Source organism: Arthrobacter sp. HMWF013 (assembly GCF_003061105.1).
In the GTDB taxonomy this organism is placed as follows: Bacteria; Actinomycetota; Actinomycetes; order Actinomycetales; family Micrococcaceae; genus Arthrobacter.
Genome location: NZ_QAIQ01000201.1, coordinates 1 through 17,686, shown reverse-complemented (window position 1 = coordinate 17,686; position 17,686 = coordinate 1). Strand labels below are relative to the sequence as shown.

15 protein-coding genes, 1 tRNA gene and 1 pseudogene are annotated in these 17,686 nt (G+C 64.9%); 11 read left to right on the top strand and 6 right to left on the bottom strand.

Going from position 1 to position 17,686, the window contains the following annotated elements; translation table 11 throughout:
* The 10 genes and pseudogenes from DBR22_RS08720 to DBR22_RS08675 form a co-directional block, all read left to right on the top strand.
* Nucleotides 1-229 (top strand): annotated as a pseudogene (locus DBR22_RS08720) (nucleotide pyrophosphohydrolase); the annotation flags it as partial.
* Nucleotides 230-364: 135 nt separating this feature from the next.
* Nucleotides 365-1,645: a phosphopyruvate hydratase gene (gene eno, locus DBR22_RS08715; protein WP_108598691.1), complete on the top strand. Its 1,281-nt coding sequence runs from the start codon at nt 365-367 to the stop codon at nt 1,643-1,645.
* A gap of 185 nt (nt 1,646-1,830) precedes the next feature.
* On the top strand, nt 1,831-2,508 hold the full coding sequence (locus tag DBR22_RS08710) for an FtsB family cell division protein (protein WP_108598690.1): 678 nt from the start codon (nt 1,831-1,833) through the stop codon (nt 2,506-2,508).
* A gap of 27 nt (nt 2,509-2,535) precedes the next feature.
* A complete protein-coding gene (locus DBR22_RS08705; protein ID WP_181365085.1) occupies nt 2,536-3,207 on the top strand; it encodes a DUF501 domain-containing protein in 672 nt (223 codons plus the stop codon).
* A complete protein-coding gene (locus DBR22_RS08700) occupies nt 3,204-4,151 on the top strand; it encodes a Ppx/GppA phosphatase family protein (protein WP_108598688.1) in 948 nt (315 codons plus the stop codon). The genes DBR22_RS08705 and DBR22_RS08700 overlap by 4 nt, the downstream gene beginning before the upstream one ends.
* A 37-nt stretch (nt 4,152-4,188) precedes the next feature.
* Nucleotides 4,189-5,562 (top strand): S8 family serine peptidase, encoded by a 1,374-nt coding sequence (locus tag DBR22_RS08695; protein WP_108598687.1) that lies wholly within the window; start codon nt 4,189-4,191, stop codon nt 5,560-5,562.
* Nucleotides 5,563-5,601: 39 nt separating this feature from the next.
* Nucleotides 5,602-7,092 (top strand): NAD(P)/FAD-dependent oxidoreductase, encoded by a 1,491-nt coding sequence (locus DBR22_RS08690; RefSeq protein WP_108598686.1) that lies wholly within the window; start codon nt 5,602-5,604, stop codon nt 7,090-7,092.
* A 91-nt stretch (nt 7,093-7,183) separates the two neighbouring features.
* On the top strand, nt 7,184-8,128 hold the full coding sequence (locus DBR22_RS08685; protein ID WP_108598685.1) for an N-acetyltransferase: 945 nt from the start codon (nt 7,184-7,186) through the stop codon (nt 8,126-8,128).
* 20 nt (nt 8,129-8,148) lie between these two features.
* Nucleotides 8,149-8,222: transfer RNA gene (locus DBR22_RS08680), tRNA-Leu, on the top strand.
* A 222-nt stretch (nt 8,223-8,444) separates the two neighbouring features.
* Complete coding sequence (locus tag DBR22_RS08675; RefSeq protein WP_108598684.1) at nt 8,445-9,797, top strand: ABC transporter substrate-binding protein; 1,353 nt, start codon at nt 8,445-8,447, stop codon at nt 9,795-9,797.
* 248 nt (nt 9,798-10,045) lie between these two features.
* On the opposite strand, the gene DBR22_RS08670 is transcribed toward DBR22_RS08675, so the two are convergent.
* Genes DBR22_RS08670 through DBR22_RS08655 form a run of 4 tightly spaced genes read right to left on the bottom strand, consistent with a single transcriptional unit; the run spans nt 10,046 to nt 14,111 of the window.
* Nucleotides 10,046-10,813 carry an ABC transporter ATP-binding protein gene (locus DBR22_RS08670; RefSeq protein ID WP_108598683.1) on the bottom strand — a complete coding sequence of 256 codons (768 nt, stop codon included), beginning with the start codon at nt 10,811-10,813 and terminating at the stop codon, nt 10,046-10,048.
* Nucleotides 10,810-11,841 (bottom strand): ABC transporter ATP-binding protein, encoded by a 1,032-nt coding sequence (locus tag DBR22_RS08665; protein WP_108598682.1) that lies wholly within the window; start codon nt 11,839-11,841, stop codon nt 10,810-10,812. The genes DBR22_RS08670 and DBR22_RS08665 overlap by 4 nt, the downstream gene beginning before the upstream one ends.
* The gene (locus DBR22_RS08660; RefSeq protein WP_108598681.1) at nt 11,838-12,806 is read right to left on the bottom strand and encodes a branched-chain amino acid ABC transporter permease; all 969 of its coding nucleotides are present in this window, start codon (nt 12,804-12,806) and stop codon (nt 11,838-11,840) included. The genes DBR22_RS08665 and DBR22_RS08660 overlap by 4 nt, the downstream gene beginning before the upstream one ends.
* A 9-nt stretch (nt 12,807-12,815) precedes the next feature.
* Nucleotides 12,816-14,111 carry a branched-chain amino acid ABC transporter permease gene (locus DBR22_RS08655; RefSeq protein ID WP_108598680.1) on the bottom strand — a complete coding sequence of 432 codons (1,296 nt, stop codon included), beginning with the start codon at nt 14,109-14,111 and terminating at the stop codon, nt 12,816-12,818.
* Between the two features lie 461 nt (nt 14,112-14,572).
* On the opposite strand from DBR22_RS08655, the gene DBR22_RS08650 reads away from it, so the two are divergent.
* A complete protein-coding gene (locus DBR22_RS08650; protein WP_108598679.1) occupies nt 14,573-15,484 on the top strand; it encodes a Bax inhibitor-1/YccA family protein in 912 nt (303 codons plus the stop codon).
* A 103-nt stretch (nt 15,485-15,587) separates the two neighbouring features.
* Here DBR22_RS08650 and galK read toward each other — a convergent pair whose 3' ends face one another.
* A complete protein-coding gene (gene galK / locus DBR22_RS08645) occupies nt 15,588-16,766 on the bottom strand; it encodes a galactokinase (RefSeq protein WP_108598692.1) in 1,179 nt (392 codons plus the stop codon).
* Nucleotides 16,767-16,786: 20 nt separating this feature from the next.
* A partial coding sequence (gene galT, locus DBR22_RS08640; RefSeq protein WP_108598678.1) for a galactose-1-phosphate uridylyltransferase occupies nt 16,787-17,686 on the bottom strand: 900 nt, incomplete at its 5' end.

Sequence of the window (17,686 nt, the reverse complement as noted above, 5' to 3'; positions counted from 1 at the left end):
CAAGTTCCTTGACCGGGCGGCCCGTGCCGGAGTTGAGGTGCAGTCGCAGGACAGCGGCGCCCCGGAACACCCGGTGGTGGGGCTTGTCCAGACCGCCACATCCGAAGCGGAACTGGGCGAGCTGCTGCTCGCCGTCGTCGGCTCCGCCCGCGCAAGAGGGTTCGACGCCGAGCGTGCCCTTCGCGGTGCCCTCCGGCAGTTCCAGCAACAGCAACCCCTGCCATCATGACGTCCGGGTGCTGGATAGGTTTCCGTAACCTGCACCACTCTCGACTACGCTAGGTCCTGACCAGGACGTCCCAGACTTTCCGCTAGTTCCAGCAGTTAGATTCCCTGTAAATCGCTTCACCAAAGGAGCAAATCCATGGCGCTTATCGATGCCATCCACGCCCGCGAGATCCTCGATTCCCGCGGCAACCCGACCGTAGAAGTTGAAGTACTGCTCTCCGATGGCCAGATCGGCCGCGCGGCAGTACCTTCCGGCGCCTCCACCGGTGAGCACGAGGCTGTTGAGCTTCGTGACGGTGACAAGGGCCGTTACCTCGGCAAGGGCGTCCAGAAGGCCGTTGACGCCGTCATCGACCAGATCGCTCCGGCTTTGACCGGCTTCGACGCCACCGACCAGCGCAGCATCGACCAGGCCATGATTGACCTGGACGGCACCCCCAACAAGGGCAAGCTGGGCGCCAACGCCATCCTCGGCGTCTCCCTGGCCGTGGCCAACGCTGCCGCCGCCTCCGCAGACCTGCCGCTGTACAAGTACCTGGGCGGCCCGAACGCCCACGTTCTTCCCGTACCGCTGATGAACATCCTCAACGGCGGCTCGCACGCCGACTCCGACGTCGACATCCAGGAATTCATGGTTGTCCCGCTGGGTGCCGAGACCTTCTCCGAGGGCCTCCGCTGGGGCGTCGAGGTCTACCACGCGCTCAAGGCCGTGCTCCAGGAAAAGGGCCTGTCCACCGGCCTTGGCGATGAAGGCGGCTTTGCCCCCAACCTGCCCTCCAACCGCGCTGCCCTGGACCTGATCCAGGAAGCCATCAAGAACGCCGGCTACACCCCGGGCAAGGACATCGCCCTGGCCCTGGACGTTGCCTCCTCCGAGTTCTTCACGGACGGCGCCTACCAGTTCGAGGGCAAGGCTCTGACCTCCAGCGAAATGAGCGCGTACTACACCGAACTCGTCGCCGACTACCCGCTGGTGTCCATCGAGGACCCGCTGGACGAGAACGACTGGGACGGCTGGAAGACCCTCACCGACGCCATCGGCGACAAAGTCCAGCTGGTGGGCGATGACCTCTTCGTCACCAACCCCTCCATCCTTCAGCGCGGCATCGAAACCAAAACCGCCAACTCGCTGCTGGTGAAGGTCAACCAGATCGGTTCACTGACCGAAACGCTCGACGCCGTCAGCATGGCCCAGCGTGCCGGTTACACCACCATCACCTCGCACCGCTCCGGCGAGACCGAGGACACCACCATCGCCGACATCTCGGTGGCCACCAACGCCGGCCAGATCAAAACCGGCGCCCCGGCCCGTTCCGAGCGTGTTGCCAAGTACAACCAGCTGCTGCGCATCGAAGAGGAACTCGACGACGCCGCACGCTACGCCGGCCGCAGCGCGTTCCCGCGTTTCAAGGGCTAGTAGCCGCGTAAACCACTGACCGGTGGCTATGGTTGAAAGACCATAGCCACCGGTTTTTGTTTCAGCCCGGTTTTCCGCCGGCACCTGTTCCAGCCGGCAATTGTTCCAGCCGGCATTTGTTCAGCCGGTATTAGTTCAGCGCAGAGAGTTGCGGCCAGAGGCAGGCCGCACGTTTCAGGAGTGTCATGGCTACCCGCCGTCCCAAAGTCCCCAAGGCCGCCGCCAGAACCCCATCGGCAGCGGATGCCGCCAAGGACGCGGCAGAAGTCATCCGTGCCGACTTCGGCGGCACAGGCGCGGCCAGCGGTGCCGGCCGTGGCACAGCAGGCGGCGCGAAGGACAAACCCGCAGCCCCGAAGGTCGCCGCGGGTGCCAAGGCCAAGGCCGGTGCCGGCGCCACCCGGGTAAGCGGTAAGGCTGCCGTTGCAGGGGCCGCAGCCAAGAAGGATGATCCAACCCACGACGACGCCCATCCGGTTCCGGCGAAGGCGTTCTCCGGGCGGATGCTTGCCCTTGCCGTGGTCATGATTGCCATCACCATCATGCTCGCGCCTACAGTCAAAATCTTCTTCGATAAGCGCGCCGAGCTTGCTGCTTTGAGTGCCGATATTGAGGCCCGCCAGGCGGAGCAGGATGTCCTGCGGCAGCAGCTCTCGCGCTGGCAGGATCCGAACTACGTGAAACAGCAGGCCCGCGACCGCATTAACATGGTAATGCCGGGTGAATCCGGCTACTGGGTCTTCGGCAGCGATCTGCCGGCCGGAACAAGCAGTAGCCAGACCGCCACGGCAGCACAAGACCCCGCCGATCTGCCGTGGGTGGATTCCCTGTGGGAGTCCATCAGGCGTGCGGCCACAGACTGAACAGCTAGAGGAAGGATGGCCGCGCCAGTGGAAGAAAACACGGCAATTGCGCCGGAGATGTCCCGCCAGCCATCAGCACATGATCTTGAGGTACTCAGCAGGCAGCTGGGACGGCCGGTCCGCGACGTTGTGGAGATCCCGGCGCGCTGCGTCTGCGGCAATCCGCTCGTGGCGGCAACGGCACCCCGGCTGAGCAACGGCACGCCGTTTCCCACCACGTTCTACCTGACGCACCCCGTCATCACCGCGGCGGTTTCGAGGCTGGAAGCTGCCGGGCTCATGAACGACATGAACGAACGCCTCACCGCTGACGAGCCGCTCGCCGCAGCCTACCGGTCCGCCCATGAGGACTATCTGGCGGCCCGGGCAGGCATCGGGCAACGCTCAGGCATCGGGGCCGTCCCCGAGATTGACGGCATCTCCGCCGGTGGAATGCCCACCCGCGTGAAGTGCCTGCACGTCCTGGTAGGCCACTCGCTGGCCGCCGGACCGGGCATTAACCCGCTGGGCGACGAAGCGATCGCGGGCATCAGTGAATGGTGGACCGCGGACCGTTGCTACTGCGATGGAGCATGGGACACCGCGGGGGAGGCCCCGTCACGGGACCTCAGCCGGCACGGACCGCAGGGCCTGCCGGACATCGTGGGCCGCCCCGCTCCGGTCCGGAAGTCCTCCGGCAGCGAAGGGGCAGCACCATGACCCGCGTCGCGGCAATTGACTGCGGCACCAACTCCATCCGCCTGCTCATCGCCGACGTCGACCGCAGCAACGGGACCGCCAAGCTGACGGACGTGGTCCGCGAAATGCGGGTGGTCCGGCTCGGCCAGGGCGTGGACGCCACCGGTGAACTCGCCCCCGAGGCGCTGGAGCGCACCTTCGCGGCCACAGCCGATTACGCGGACATGATCCGCGAACACGGCGCCGAGGCCGTCCGGTTTGTGGCCACCTCGGCCAGCAGGGACGCCCGCAACCGCCAGGTCTTCGTCGACGGGATCCGGGAACTGCTCGGCGTGGAGCCGGAGGTCATCTCCGGCGACGAGGAAGCTGCCCTGTCTTTCGCCGGCGCCAGCAGTGTCCTGCCCATCCTCGACGGTGACCATGTCCTGGTAGTGGACCTGGGCGGCGGAAGCACCGAATTCGTCCTGGGCACCGCCAACGGCGTCACGGCAGGTAAATCTGTGGACATCGGCTGCGTCCGTCTGACCGAACGGCATCTGAGGAATGATCCCCCCACCGCCGAACAGGTCGCCGCCGCGACGGCCGACGTCGACGCCGCCATCACCCGTGCGGGACTGGACGTTCCGCTGGAACGCGCCACCGCCGTCGTCGGGGTGGCCGGTTCGATCACCACCATCACAGCGCACGCGCTGCGGCTGCCGGAGTATTCGCCTGAGGCGATCCACGGCACCGAACTGCCCATCACGGACATCGCGGCGGCCGCCACCGATCTCCTGGAAATGCCGCGGGCCGAACGGGGAGCACTGCCGTACATGCACCCCGGCCGCGTGGACGTCATCGGCGCCGGCGGGCTGGTGTGGCGGCGCATTCTGGAGCGGATGCATGAACTCAGTGCGGGACGCATCGTGACGGCCACCGCCAGCGAACACGATATTCTTGACGGTATTGCCCTGAGCCTGAACTGAACTTAGGCTCAGCCAACAAATAACACGGGGACCCCACATGACCAGAGCAACAGCACGGTTCCGACGGACCGCCTCAGCTCTTTTGGCGGTGACCCTCGCGGGCATCAGCCTGGCCTCCGGGCTCGCACTGGCACCTGCTGCCCAGGCGGACGCCGATCGGGACAAGCAGTATTGGCTGGCCGAAGCCGGCATCACCAAGGCGTGGGACATCTCCAAGGGCGCCGGAGTAAAGATCGCGGTGATCGACAGCGGGGTCGACGCCCAACACCCTGACCTCAAAGGTGCTGTGACCGGAGGTTTCGACGCCTCCGGCGCGGGCAGCGCCAATGGACAGAAAAGCCTGGGCATCAAGCCGGAGCACGGGACCCTCGTGGCCACCATGCTGGCCGGCCGGGGCCATCAGCCTGCCAGTGCCACCGCCTCTCCGAGCCCTGCTCCGGCCGGTGCGGGACCTGACGGCATGGTGGGGGTGGCGCCGGAAGCTGAGATCCTCTCCATTTCCACCTGGCTGGGATCGGCAAACCCCGCCGGCAAGAGCGATCAGGACCAGATCCCCGAAGCAGTCCGCTGGGCTGTGGACAACGGGGCCAAAGTCATCAACATCTCCCTGGGCAGCACCACTCCGCAGTGGCCGCAAAGCTGGGACGCCGCTTTCCTCTACGCCGAGCAGAAGGACGTGGTCATCGTTGCCGCGGCCGGAAACAGGATCGGCGGCAACCTCCAGGTGGGAGCGCCGGCCACCATCCCCGGCGTCCTGACGGTAGCCGGCCTGGACCGCAAAGGGGTGGCGAGCGTCGATTCGTCCTCCCAGGGAATCAGCATCGGCGTAGCGGCCCCGGCGGAAAACCTGCTCGGCGGACTTCCCGGCGGCGGCTACGCCGAATGGTCCGGCACGTCCGGGGCGACGCCTATCGTCGCCGGCGTCGCCGCCCTCATCCGTTCCAAATGGCCGGAGATGAGCGCCAAACAGGTGATCAACAGGATTGTCAGCACGGCCAAGGACGCAGGTCCTGCCGGCAAGGATCCGCTGTATGGCTTTGGTGTGCTGAACGCCGAGGCCGCGCTGAAGGATTCCGTCCCCGAGGCGGCGGCCAACCCGCTGGGGTCCATTTCCGATTGGATCCGGGTCCACCGCCGCGGGAACCTTGGCACGCCCGCACCCGTGCCCACCGATGAAGTGGCCAGCGCGGTCCCTACGCTGCCTGAGCCTTCCGTGCCCGCGGCGGAGACGCCGTCCGGGCGTGACACTGCCGTCGGCGCCGCCGTCGTCATCGGCTCGGCAGGGCTGTTTGTGGCGATCATCGGAGCCGCGGCAGTACACCTCCGCAGGGCCGCCCGAAACCCCGGCCTGGCGCGCGAGGATCCGGACACCGGGGCCTTCCATACCGTGGATTCCGGCCGCCAAACGTAGTTAGTGAAGATTTTCACAAACTGTTGTATCCTTGAAACCATGGCAACCTCCCCTCAGCTCCAGGACCGTCCCAGGGTACTCGTCGTCGGCGGCGGGTACGTCGGCCTGTACGTAGCCCTCAAACTGCAGAACAAGATCGCGAATGCCGGTGGCATTGTCACGCTCGTTGATCCCCTGCCCTACATGACCTACCAGCCCTTCCTGCCGGAAGTGGCCGGCGGCAACATCGAGGCCCGCCACGCGGTGGTGTCCCACCGCCAGCACCTGAAGCAGACCGAACTCATCCAGGGCAGCGTTACCTCGATCGACCACGCCAACCGCACCGCCGTCGTGGCGCCCGCGGACGGCGGCGGGCACATCGAGATCCCCTACTTCGACATCGTGATCGCCGCAGGCGCCATCACCCGCACCTTCCCCATCAAGGGGCTCGCGGACAAGGGCATCGGCCTGAAGACCATCGAAGAGGCCGTGGCCCTTCGCAACAAGGTCCTGGAGCGTATCGAAGTAGCTTCCACCATGACCGATCCCGCTGCCCGCGCCAAGGCCCTAACGTTCGTGGTGGTGGGTGGCGGTTTTGCCGGCATCGAGTGCATCACGGAGATGGAGGACCTTGCCCGCGCAGCGGTCAGGAACAACCCGCGCATCAAGCAGGAGGAAGTCCGCTTCGTCCTGGTTGAGGCCATGGGACGCATCATGCCCGAGGTCACGGCACCGCAGGCTGAATGGGTTGTGGAGCACCTCCGGAGCCGCGGCATCGAGGTCCTGCTTAACACCTCGCTGGACAGCGCCGAAGGCAGCCTGAAGCTGATCAACCTCCCGGACAAGAGCTTTGCCCAGGAATTTGAAGCCGACACCCTCGTCTGGACCGCCGGTGTGCAGGCCAACCCGATGATCCGCTCCTCCGACTTCCCGCTGGAACCGCGCGGCCGCGTCCGGGTCCTCCCGGACCTCCGCATTGCCGGCGACGAAGGCATCATCGAGAACGCCTGGGCCGCCGGCGACATCGCAGCTGTGCCGGACCTCACGGGCAGCGGCCTGCCGGACGGGACCTGCGTCCCGAACGCCCAGCACGCGCTGCGCCAGGCCAAGCGCCTCGCCAAGAACCTGTGGGCTTCCCGCTGGGACAAGCCGCTGAAGGACTACAAGCACAAGAACCTTGGCGCTGTGGCGGGCTTCGGCGAGTGGAAGGGTGTTGCCAACATCAGCCTTGTGGGCCGCATCGGCCTGAAGGGCCCGCTGGCCTGGCTTGCGCACCGCGGCTACCACGGCATGGCCATGCCTACGGTTGAGCGCAAGATCCGCGTGATCTTCGGCTGGATCCTCGCCTTCTTCATGGGCCGCGACACCACCCCGCTCGTCCACCTCGACAACCCGCGTGGCGCCTTCGCCGCTGCCGCCGCCCCGCCCAAGCCGGCAGCTGCTGCTGCCCCGGCCGCGGACACGCGGGAGGTCGCCGCAGCAGCCCGGCCCGGCTCCGCTGAGGCCACCAAGGTTGACCCTAAACAGTCGGTCACCGCTGACGCCAAGTAGCAGGCCAGGCGCCCTTTTGTAACGCCCGACGGCGGCTCTCCCCTTGAGGGGGTGGCCGCCGTTTGGTGTTTCCGCCTTCTAGACTGGCACCATGACTGGCGAAAAGAACCTCCAGACCCTGCTGGCTGCACTTCACCCGGAGCTGCGCGACGGTGAATACGTCTATGTGCTCTGGCCGCATGGCAGGCCGCTGGCGCCCGGCATCGAAGCCGCTGTCCGCGAAGCCGAGGGCCTCACCGTGGTCCTTCCGCGGGCGGAGGCGGACAGCCTGGGCCTCCACTACGATTTTGTGGCCGCATGGATCACGTTGCAGGTGCATTCCGAACTCGAAGCGATTGGCCTGACTGCCGCCGTTGGCAGGGCCCTGACCGACGCCCATATCAGCTGCAACGTCCTGGCTGGGTTCCACCACGATCACCTCCTGGTGCCTGTCGCTGACGCGGCCCGGGCCATTGAAGCGCTGGCCGAGCTGTCCGCTGAAAGCCGGCACCAGCCCCGCCCGGAGTTGGTGCTGCGCGACGAAACCCAGGCTGACCGCTCTGCGATCCTGAAACTGACCGCCGAGGCCTTCGCCGTGTCGCCCGCCACGGGCCTTCCTGCCGTGGGGGAGCCGGTTGAAGTAGAAGTGCTGCGCCAACTCTTCGAGTGCGACGAATACCTGCCGCAGTTCAGCATCGTGGCGGAACTGGACGGCGAGGTGGTTGCCCATGTCATCAGCACCCGCGGCTGGGTAGAGGAGCATGAATTGCTGGGGCTGGGGCCGATCGGCGTGACCCCCAGGCTCCAGCGTCACGGCATCGGCAGTGCGCTGATGAACGAGACCATCGCGCGGGCCAATGCCGCCAGGGAGAGCGGCATCGCACTCCTGGGGAGCACCGAATACTACCCGCGCTTCGGCTTTGTGCCGGCCACTTCCCTGGGTGTGCTGCCGCCCGAAGAGGTGTGGGCGGACAACTTCCAACTCCTGCCCCTGGCAGTGTGGCCGGGGGGAGTGCACGGCCGGTTCCGGTACGCCGAACCCTTCAACCGTCTCTGAGGAGATACCATTGACCGGGCGCCCCAGTAGCCCAATTGGCAGAGGCAGCGGACTTAAAATCCGCGTGTTGTGGGTTCGAGTCCCACCTGGGGTACAGATTCTGAGTCCGGCCAGGCCTGCGGGCGCCTCTAAGGGGCGGACGTGATCCTCCTTGGCCCCTTCGCCGACGTTGATTTCGCATATGCAACGACTGTTATAAGGATGTGACCTCAGTCACTTATATCCGCCTCTGTTATGCATTAGCTTGAGTTAACTCAGGAACACCTGATCATCCGCGTCAAAGGCCGTTCGCACCTTTCGATCCAGGAGATTGTCAATGATTTCACTCCCCCCTGTGGCACCCCGCGTCGCCAAGCTCACAGCGCTTGGCGTGGGCGTCGCCCTTCTGGCCACAGCCTGTGGTGGTACCTCCACCCCAAGCTCGACGGAAACGGCCGCTCCCACAGCAGCAGCCGGCATTTCCTGCCCAGCTCCCAGCGCTACGGCCGGAGCCTCAACGGCTGCCGCTGCCGGCGGCCCCGTTCCCGCCTCAACCACCACCACAGAGACACCACTGAAGATCGGTTCGCTGTTGCCCACCACCGGTTCGCTGGCCTTCCTCGGCCCGCCCGAAATCGCCGGCGTCAACCTGGGCATCCAGGAAGTCAACAGTGCCGGCGGCGTGCTGGGCAAGCCCGTAGAGGTTATTCACCGTGACTCCGGTGACACCAAGACGGACATCGCGACGCAGTCCACCACCGCCTTGCTCGGGTCGGGCGTCAGCGCCATTGTTGGAGCGGCCTCCTCCGGCGTCTCCAAGACGGTCATCAACCAGATCACCGGTGCCGGCGTTATCCACTTCTCACCGGCCAACACCTCTCCGGACTTCACCACATGGGATGACAAGGGCCTCTACTGGCGCACCGCACCCTCGGACGTCCTCCAGGGCAAGGTGCTGGGCAACTACATGGCAACCTGTGGCGCTCAGACTGTGGGCATGATCGTCCTCAATGACGCCTACGGCACCGGCCTGGCGAAGAACGTCAAGTCTGCCTTTGAGGCCGCCGGCGGCAAGGTTGTAGCCGAAGAGCTCTTCAACGAAGGTGACTCCCAGTTCAGCAGCCAGGTGGACAAGGTGATTGCGGCCAAGCCGGACGCCATTGCCCTGATCACCTTCGACCAGGCCAAGAGCATCGTTCCGCTGATGACCGGCAAGGGCATCAAGGCAACTCAGATGTTCCTGGTGGATGGCAACACCTCGGACTACAGCAAGGACTTCACGGCTGGCACCCTCAAGGGCGCCCAGGGCACCATCCCGGGTACCTTCGCCAAGGAGGACTTCAAGAAGAAGCTTCTGGCTGTTGATCCGGCACTGAAGGACTACAGCTACGCAGGCGAGTCCTATGACGCCGTCAACCTGATTGCACTGGCATCCGAAGCCGCCAAGAGCACCAAGGGCACCGACATCGCTGCGCAGCTCAAGTCCGTATCTGAAGTGGGCGAGAAGTGCATGGACTACCCGTCCTGCGTGACGTTGCTCCGAAACGGTAAGGACATCGACTACGACGGCCAGTCCGGTCCGGTGACGTTCTCTGATGCGGGCGACCCCACGGAGGCCTACATCGGTATCTACGAATACCAGGACAACAACACCTACAAGCCGTCCAAGGAAGAATTCGGCAAGCTGTAAACGCCGCTCCTCAGATAGCACAGAAAGCCCCCGTCCAGCCGGACGGGGGCTTTTTGCTGCCTCGGCCAGTCCGTTCCGGCCATGGTGCAGGTGGTGAGGGGAGCGTCTTTCCCGGGCCAGGGTGCGGGCGGCCGGTGGGCAGGTCTCAAGCGCTCCTGTGGCAGACGCAGAGACCGGGGGTAACAGCGGGGCAGACGGAAGGGCCGCCACCGGACGGTGACGGCCCTTCAAGGACTGCTTGTGGCGGCTTAGACTTCGTCCGCCAGCGTACCGAGGTACAGCTGGATCACCTTGGGGTCCTTCATGAGCTCCCTGCCAGTGCCTGTGTACGCGTCCCTGCCCTGGTCAAGGACGTAGGCCCGGTCGCAGATCTGCAGGCAGCGCCGGGCGTTCTGTTCCACCATGATGACCGATACACCTGCCCGGTTGATCTCATGGACCCGCAGGAAAGTCTCGTCCTGTTTGACGGGGGAGAGGCCGGCTGACGGCTCATCGAGCAGCAGCACCGCCGGTTCCATCATCAGGGCGCGTCCCATGGCCACCATCTGGCGTTCACCGCCGGAGAGCGAGCCTGCCCGCTGGGCCCGGCGTTTTCCGAGCTCAGGGAAAAGACTGGTGACGAAGTCGAACCGCTCGTTGAAGTCCTTGGGCCGCTGGAACATGCCCATCTGCATGTTCTCCTCGATGGTCAGGGTGGAGAACACGTTGTTGTTCTGCGGGACGAATCCCACACCCTTGGTCACCAGCTTGTTGGCCTTCAGCCCGGTGATGTCCTGGCCGCGGACCACAACGGTGCCGGAGTGGACTTTGACGAGCCCGAACATGGCTTTGAGCAGGGTGGACTTGCCGGCACCGTTGGGGCCGATGATGCCGATCAGCTCGCCCTTGCGGGCCTCGATACTGCAGCCGTTGAGGATGTTCACTCCGGGAAGATAGCCGGCTACGAGGTCGGTGACCTTAACAACGGAGTCACTTGCTGTGCTGCTTGCGGCGGCCGCCGCGCTGACGGCGCTCATTTGGTGTCCTTCTTCCTGGAACCGGGATCATCGGATTCCGTGCCAATGACGTCAAGGGCGATGATGCCGGCGTTGTCGGTACCGACGATGGAGGACTCATCGGCCACCAGCTCGGCCGCCAGCTCCTTGATTCCCTCTGCGTCGCCCAGATCGACGTCGTGGTGCGCGCCCAGGTAGGCGTCGATCACGGCGGGGTTCTTCATCACGTCCCCGGGAGGGCCTTCCGCTACAACCTTGCCTTCTGCCATGACCACCACCCAGTCGGCAATATGGCGGACCATGTTCATGTCGTGTTCGACGAACAGTACGGTCATGCCTTCGGCTTTGAGGTTCTTGATGTGGTCCAGGAGCGACTGGGTGAGTGCAGGGTTGACGCCTGCCATCGGCTCATCGAGCATCACCAGCTTGGGCCTGACCATCAGCGAACGCGCCATTTCGAGCAGCTTGCGTTGGCCGCCGGACAGGGAAGCTGCGTAGTCGTCCCTTTTCGCGTCGAGTTTGAACTTCTCCAGGAGGACCTCCGCCTGCGCGGTGATTTCCTTTTCGCGGCCGCCCCACAAACCCTTGAACAAGGCGTGGGACAGCCGTTCACCGGGCTGCTGCGAGCCGCCGAGGCGCATGTTCTCCATGACCGTGAGCTTGCCCATGACCTTCGTCAGCTGGAACGTACGCACCATGCCCATCCTGGCCACCTTGTACGGTGAAACGCCCGCCAGGCTGTTGCCTTCAAACTGCCACTTTCCGGAATTCGGTGTATCGAACCCGGTGAGCAGGTTGAAGAGCGTGGTCTTGCCGGCACCGTTGGGGCCGATCAGGGCCGTGATCTTGTGGCGCGGAATCTCGAGGTATTCGACATCCACTGCATTGATGCCGCCAAAGGACCGGGTGACATTCTCAGCCACTACGATCGGGTCCCGCTTCTTGCAGCCGGGAGCGATATCGCCGGCCGCGATCGGACGGTCGTCCGTCATGTATTCGATGTTTTCCCGGTTCTCCGCCGCGCGGGGTTCTTCGCTGTGCTTGCTCATGCGAACGCCAGCTCCTTCTTGTTGCCAAAGACGCCCTGCGGCCTGAATATCATCAGCAGCATGAGGGCGACGCCTACCAGAATGTAACGCAGCTGCCCGGCCTGGACCGTGTTCAGCCAGGTCACAGCCCCGGATTCGATCAGCCCGTAAAGGATGCCCTGGGTCAGTGAAAGTACCACCCAGAAAATCATTGCACCCACCACCGGCCCGAGCACAGTGCCCAGGCCGCCGAGCAGGAGACAGGTATACAGGAAGAACGTTAGCTCCGTGCCGTAGTTGGCCGGCTGGACCGCACCACGGGGGAGGGTGAAGACCATACCCGCGAGGGCGCCGAGAACGCCACCGATGACCAGGGCCTGCATTTTGTACGCGTAAACGTTCTTGCCCAGCGAGCGGACGGCGTTCTCGTCCTCGCGGATGCCCTTGAGGACACGGCCCCACGGGCTCCGCATCAGCAGCCAGACCAGGACGCAGCAGACGATCACCAGTCCCCAGCCCACAACGCGGATGAAGAGGTCCCTGTTGTTCATGCCGAAGTACGAGCCTTCGGGGAAGGGGTTCATCGAATAGAACCCGCCCTCGAAAGCCGCCAGGCCGTTGGCCGAGCCCGTCACTCCCGTGAGCTGGTTGGTCGTCACGATGTATCGGACGATTTCGGCTGCGGCGATGGTGACGATGGCGAGGTAATCAGCCCTGAGCCGCAGGGTGGGGATGCCCAGCAGCAGGGCGAAAATGGCCGAACAGATAATGGCGATCAGCAGTCCCACAAAGAAAGGAACGCCGAACGTGAGTGTTGAGATGGCGAAACCGTAGGCTCCGACGGCCATAAAGCCTGCCTGGCCGAAGTTCAGCAGGCCTGAGTAGCCGAAGTGGACCGCAAGGCCGAGGGCGGCAAGCGCGTACGCCGCCGTCGTCGGGCTGAACAGTTCACCGGCAGCGCTGGAAAGAATAAATCCGAAGTCCATGGCTGTCTCCTAACCCACGCGCTCGCGACGGCCCAGGATGCCCTGCGGCCGGAACAAGAGGACAACAATCATGATGAACAGTGCTCCCACGTATTTGAGGTCGGCGGCGAGGCCGAACACGGTGGTCAGCTCCACGAAGATGCCGACGATGATTGACCCGATGAGTGCACCCCAAACGGTCCCGAGGCCGCCGAGGGTAACGCCGGCGAAGATCAGCAACAGGATCTGGGAGCCCATATCGAACGTGACCCCGGGGCGGTAGTAGGCCCAGAGGATACCGCCGAGGGATGCCAGCATGCCGCCGGCCACCCACACGATGCGGATCACGTTGTCCACGTCGATCCCTGATGCAGCCGCGAGGGCCGGGTTGTCAGCCACTGCCCGGGTTGCCTTGCCGAGGCGGGTCTTGAGCAGGACGATGCCCAGAATCGCTATGACCACGGCGCTGATCACCAGGGACCAGAGGTTGTTGGGCGAGATCGAAACCGGCCCGAGCTGTATTTCGGGACTTTGGGCGAACGGCAGTTGTTGCGTGGCCCCACCGAAGAAGAACTGGATGATGTACCGCACGGCCAGGGCGAGGCCGATGCTCACAATCATCATGGGCACGAGGCCGGTGCCCTTGCGCCGCAGCGGCTTCCAAAGTCCTGCATCCTGGACGTAGCCGAAGAGGCCGCCTCCGAGCAGCGCCAGGATCAGTGCAAGCCAGAAGGGCATGCCCACGGCATTGAACATAAAGACCAGAACTGCGCCAAGCGTCACCATTTCACCGTGCGCAAAGTTGGTCAGGCCGGTGGTTCCGAAGATCAGCGAAAGGCCCACGGACGCCAGCGCGAGGAGGAGGCCGAAGCTCAGCCCTGCGACGAGGCGGTTGAGGAGGTTTTGGCCGAAGTCCTGCTGCTGGACCACGATGCCTTTACCGAAGGCGAAAATGACAGACAGGTTTGAGGTCTGGCTGAACGTGACGCTGCGGGGGTTTTCCTGGCCTTCGGCGAGCTTGATGCCTTCCGGCAGGGTTGATTCGTCCAGTTCGATCTCGTAAGTGCCCTGGACCGGGACTCCGATGTTCCACGCGCCATTGGCGCCGGAGGTGGCAGTGCCTTCGAAGTCTCCGCTTTTGGCGGTGATTTTGACGTCTGCTATCGGGGCCCGGGTATCGTCGCGGAGGAAGCCGCTGATGTTGTTCTGGAATGTCTGGTTCGACGGGGATGGTGTCGGAGACGGGGAAGTGGCTTGTGATGCCGGAGCGACCACGAGCAGAATCACTACGATGGAGGCAAAGATAGCCCCGAGCGCCTTCAGCAATCCGCCGGGCCGTCTATGCGGCAAGCCTTTGGGTGTACTTCTCAAATTGAATAACCTCCACTTGGGGGGTGGGCCAGGCTGCGCCGTTGCAGCCCCTGCGAACGTCACGGGACGGACGCCAATCTGTGATGTCCGTCACCGTGTGTGGCCAATGTTACAGCGCGTCAGGGGCAAATCCGCCGGTCCGGGAAAGCTCTGCGGTCGCGATCGCATAACAACTGGGTCAATATCGTTGGCCGCCCGGCAGGGGGCATGCAGTGAAACTTTTGTTGAACAGCGGTATTTCCCACCAGCGGCCTGCCCTGGCGGGTTCCCGCGGGCCGCAGCAGCCGGGCCTGATCCGCATCACGGTTGGGTTTCAGCGCTGTTGAACAGGGAACTTATTAGAGCGCAGGCACGTGGAAATTGGTAACGTGAAACCTGAATTCACGTATCGAACCCTTATTTGGAGGACACCAGCAATGGCACTTGGCGGAAACCCGATCTTCAACGGAAAGAATTTCCGTGGAGCAACGCAGGCGCCGCCTGTCCCGCAGGCGCCCTACGGACAGGCACAGTACGGCCAGCAGCCCTACGGACAGCAGTCTTACGGCCGCGCGCCGGGCCAGGTCATGGACGGGCAGAGCGGTTGGGCCCAGCAGCAGAACATGACTGACGAGCAGCTGCGGCAGATGTACAACCAGCCGGCCGCAGGTCCCGCGGACACCGGCCGGATGACTTACGACGACGTCATTGTCAAGACTGCGGCCTGCCTCGGGGTCCTGCTCGCCGGCGCCGCAGTGACCATGTTCGTCAGCATGGGCCTCGCATCCCTGCTCATGATTGTCGGCGCGCTCGGCGGCTTCGTCCTGGCACTGGTCAACACGTTCAAAAAGCAGCCTTCCCCGGCACTGATCCTCGCCTACGCCGGCCTCGAGGGACTCTTCCTCGGCGGCCTGACCCGCGTCCTGGACACCATGTACCCGGGAGTCGGCCTGCAGGCCGTCATCGGCACCCTGTCGGTGTTTACCGTGACGCTCCTGCTCTTCAAGAGCGGCAAGGTCCGTGCCTCGCCCAAGGCCATGAAGTTCTTTATGATCGCTTTGGTCGGCTACGCGCTGTTCTCCGTGGTGAACCTGGTCATGATGGTGACCGGCCTGACATCGGAACCGTTCGGCCTGCGCAGCGGCATCATCGGCGTAGTTATCGGCATCCTCGCTATCGGCCTCGCCGCCTTCTCCCTGGTGATGGACTTCACCAGCATTGAAGCCGGCGTTCAGGCCGGTGCACCCCAGCGCTTTTCCTGGACCGCAGCGTTTGGCCTGACGGTCACGCTGGTATGGCTCTACGTGGAGATCATCCGCGTCCTGGCCATACTCCGCGGCGAGGACTAGCGCCCAGGGCGCCTTCCGCCGTCGTCATCCCTGAATCAAAACAGAGGGTCTCCGCCAGTGCTCATTGCACGGCGGGGACCCTCCGTTTTTCCCAGTTAATGCCCTACTGCAGGCGCATCGCCCCGGCGGCAGGGGTCACAGTAAAGATTTCCGGAGCCTTGTAGCCTGCCTCCGCGAACGCGCGTTCGACGGCGGCCCGCACCTTTTGCTCCTCCGCCAGCGGGGTCAGGGCAATGGCCGCCCCGCCGAACCCGCCGCCGGTCATACGGGCGCCGATGGCACCGTTGGCGCGTGAGGTTGCCACGGCAAGGTCGAGTTCCGGACAGGAGATTTCGAAGTCGTCCCGCATGGAGGCGTGGCTGGCATCAAGCAGTGCACCGATTGCGCCGGGACCTTCGGTAGCCAGCAGCTGCACCGTCTGGAGAACACGATCATTCTCGGTCACCACGTGGCGCACCCGCCGGTAGGTGACGTCGTCCAGGAGGCCGCCGGCTTCCGCGAGGTCGCCGCTCTTGACGTCCCGGAGCGCCTTGACGCCCAGCACCTCGGCCCCAAGTTCGCAGGAGGCACGGCGCGATGCGTAACCGCCGTCGGCATGCGAATGGGAGACCTTGGTGTCGATGACCAGCATCACCAGGCCGGCGGGCTCTGCCTCGAACGGAACCAACCGGACGCTCTGGTCGCGGCAGTCCAGGAACACGGCGTGGCCCTTGGCCCCGCGCAGTGACGCGGACTGGTCCATGATGCCGGTGGGGGCGCCCACGAAGTCATTCTCGGCGCGCTGGGTGGCGAGGACCATCTCCTCAGGCTCCAGCCCGGCCCCGGTCAGGTCGTTCAGGGCCGAGATGACAGCGCACTCGATGGCGTGTGAGGAGGAGAGGCCGGCACCCAGGGGGACGGTGGAGTCGAGCAGCAGGTCCAGCCCGGGAACCGCGATGCCGCGCTGCTGCAGTGCCCACATAACGCCCAGCGGGTACTTCGTCCAGCCCTTGGCGGAGGCTGCATCCAGCGCACTGGCATCGGCGCTGACCATCCCGTGGTCGCCGTACGTGGACAGGAGCCGCACCACGGAGTCCGGGCGGACGGCCACCGCCACCCGGGCGGTCTTGTCGATCGCGAACGGCAGCACAAAGCCTTCGTTGTAGTCGGTGTGTTCGCCGATCAGGTTCACGCGGCCCGGTGCCTGCCAGACGCCGTCGGGAGCCGTGCCGAACTCCCGCTCAAAGCGGGCTGCAAGCTCAGCAGGGGAACGGTCCGGAGTGCCGGACTGGGCCGGTGTCACCTCCGGATGAGGGGCGTCGCTCACGCGTGTGCTCCTTCGGTCCGGGCCGCCAACGGGGCGGCAAATACGGTAGCGGGGGACAGTGTGGCCTCCGGGACGGTCACGGCGCGGAGCCGTTCCGCGACGCTTTCCGGAGTGGTGTCATTGATGAAGGCGCCCATCGCAGCCTCGGACCCGGCAAGGTACTTGAGTTTGTCAGCTGCCCGGCGGGGCGAGGTCAGCTGGAGGTGCAGGTAACCGGCGGGGCGCAGGAGGTCGTCGAGGGGTGCCTGGTGCCACGCGGAGATATACGGCGTGGGCGTCGGGTAAAGGGCGTCGAGCCTCTTCAGGAGGTCCAGGTACACATGTGCCAGTTCGTCCTTTTCCTCCCCGCTCAGAGCGGCAAGATCGGGCACCTGGCGGTGTGGAACCAGATGGATTTCCAGTGGCCAGCGCGCGGCGAAGGGCACGTAGGCGCTGAAGTTCTCGCCTTCCATCACCATCCGGCTCCCGTCCTCCCGCTCCGCGCGCAGCAGCGAACCCGTCAGGGTCTGCCGGCCGTCGGAGCCATCATAGAATTTCCGAGCAGCGGCCCCAAGGACACCGGCCCTGGGAGTGATGTAGGGGTAGGCGTAGATCTGGCCGTGCGGGTGGTGCAGCGTGACGCCAATGTCGGCGCCCCGGTTTTCGAAAGGAAAAACCTGCTTGATGCCCGGCAGGGCGCTGAGTGCCGCGGTGCGCTGTGCCCAGGCCTCAACAACGGTCCGAGCGCGCGCTTCGCCCAAACCGCTGAATGATCCGGTGTGTTCGGGGGTGAAGGCCACCACCTCGCAACGTCCGTAGGCCGGGCCGGTGGTGCCCCACTCCGGGGCGGAGGGGATGGGACCCAGAGCAGGGCCCAGCGAGGGGAAACGGTTCTCAAACACCACGACGTCGTAGTC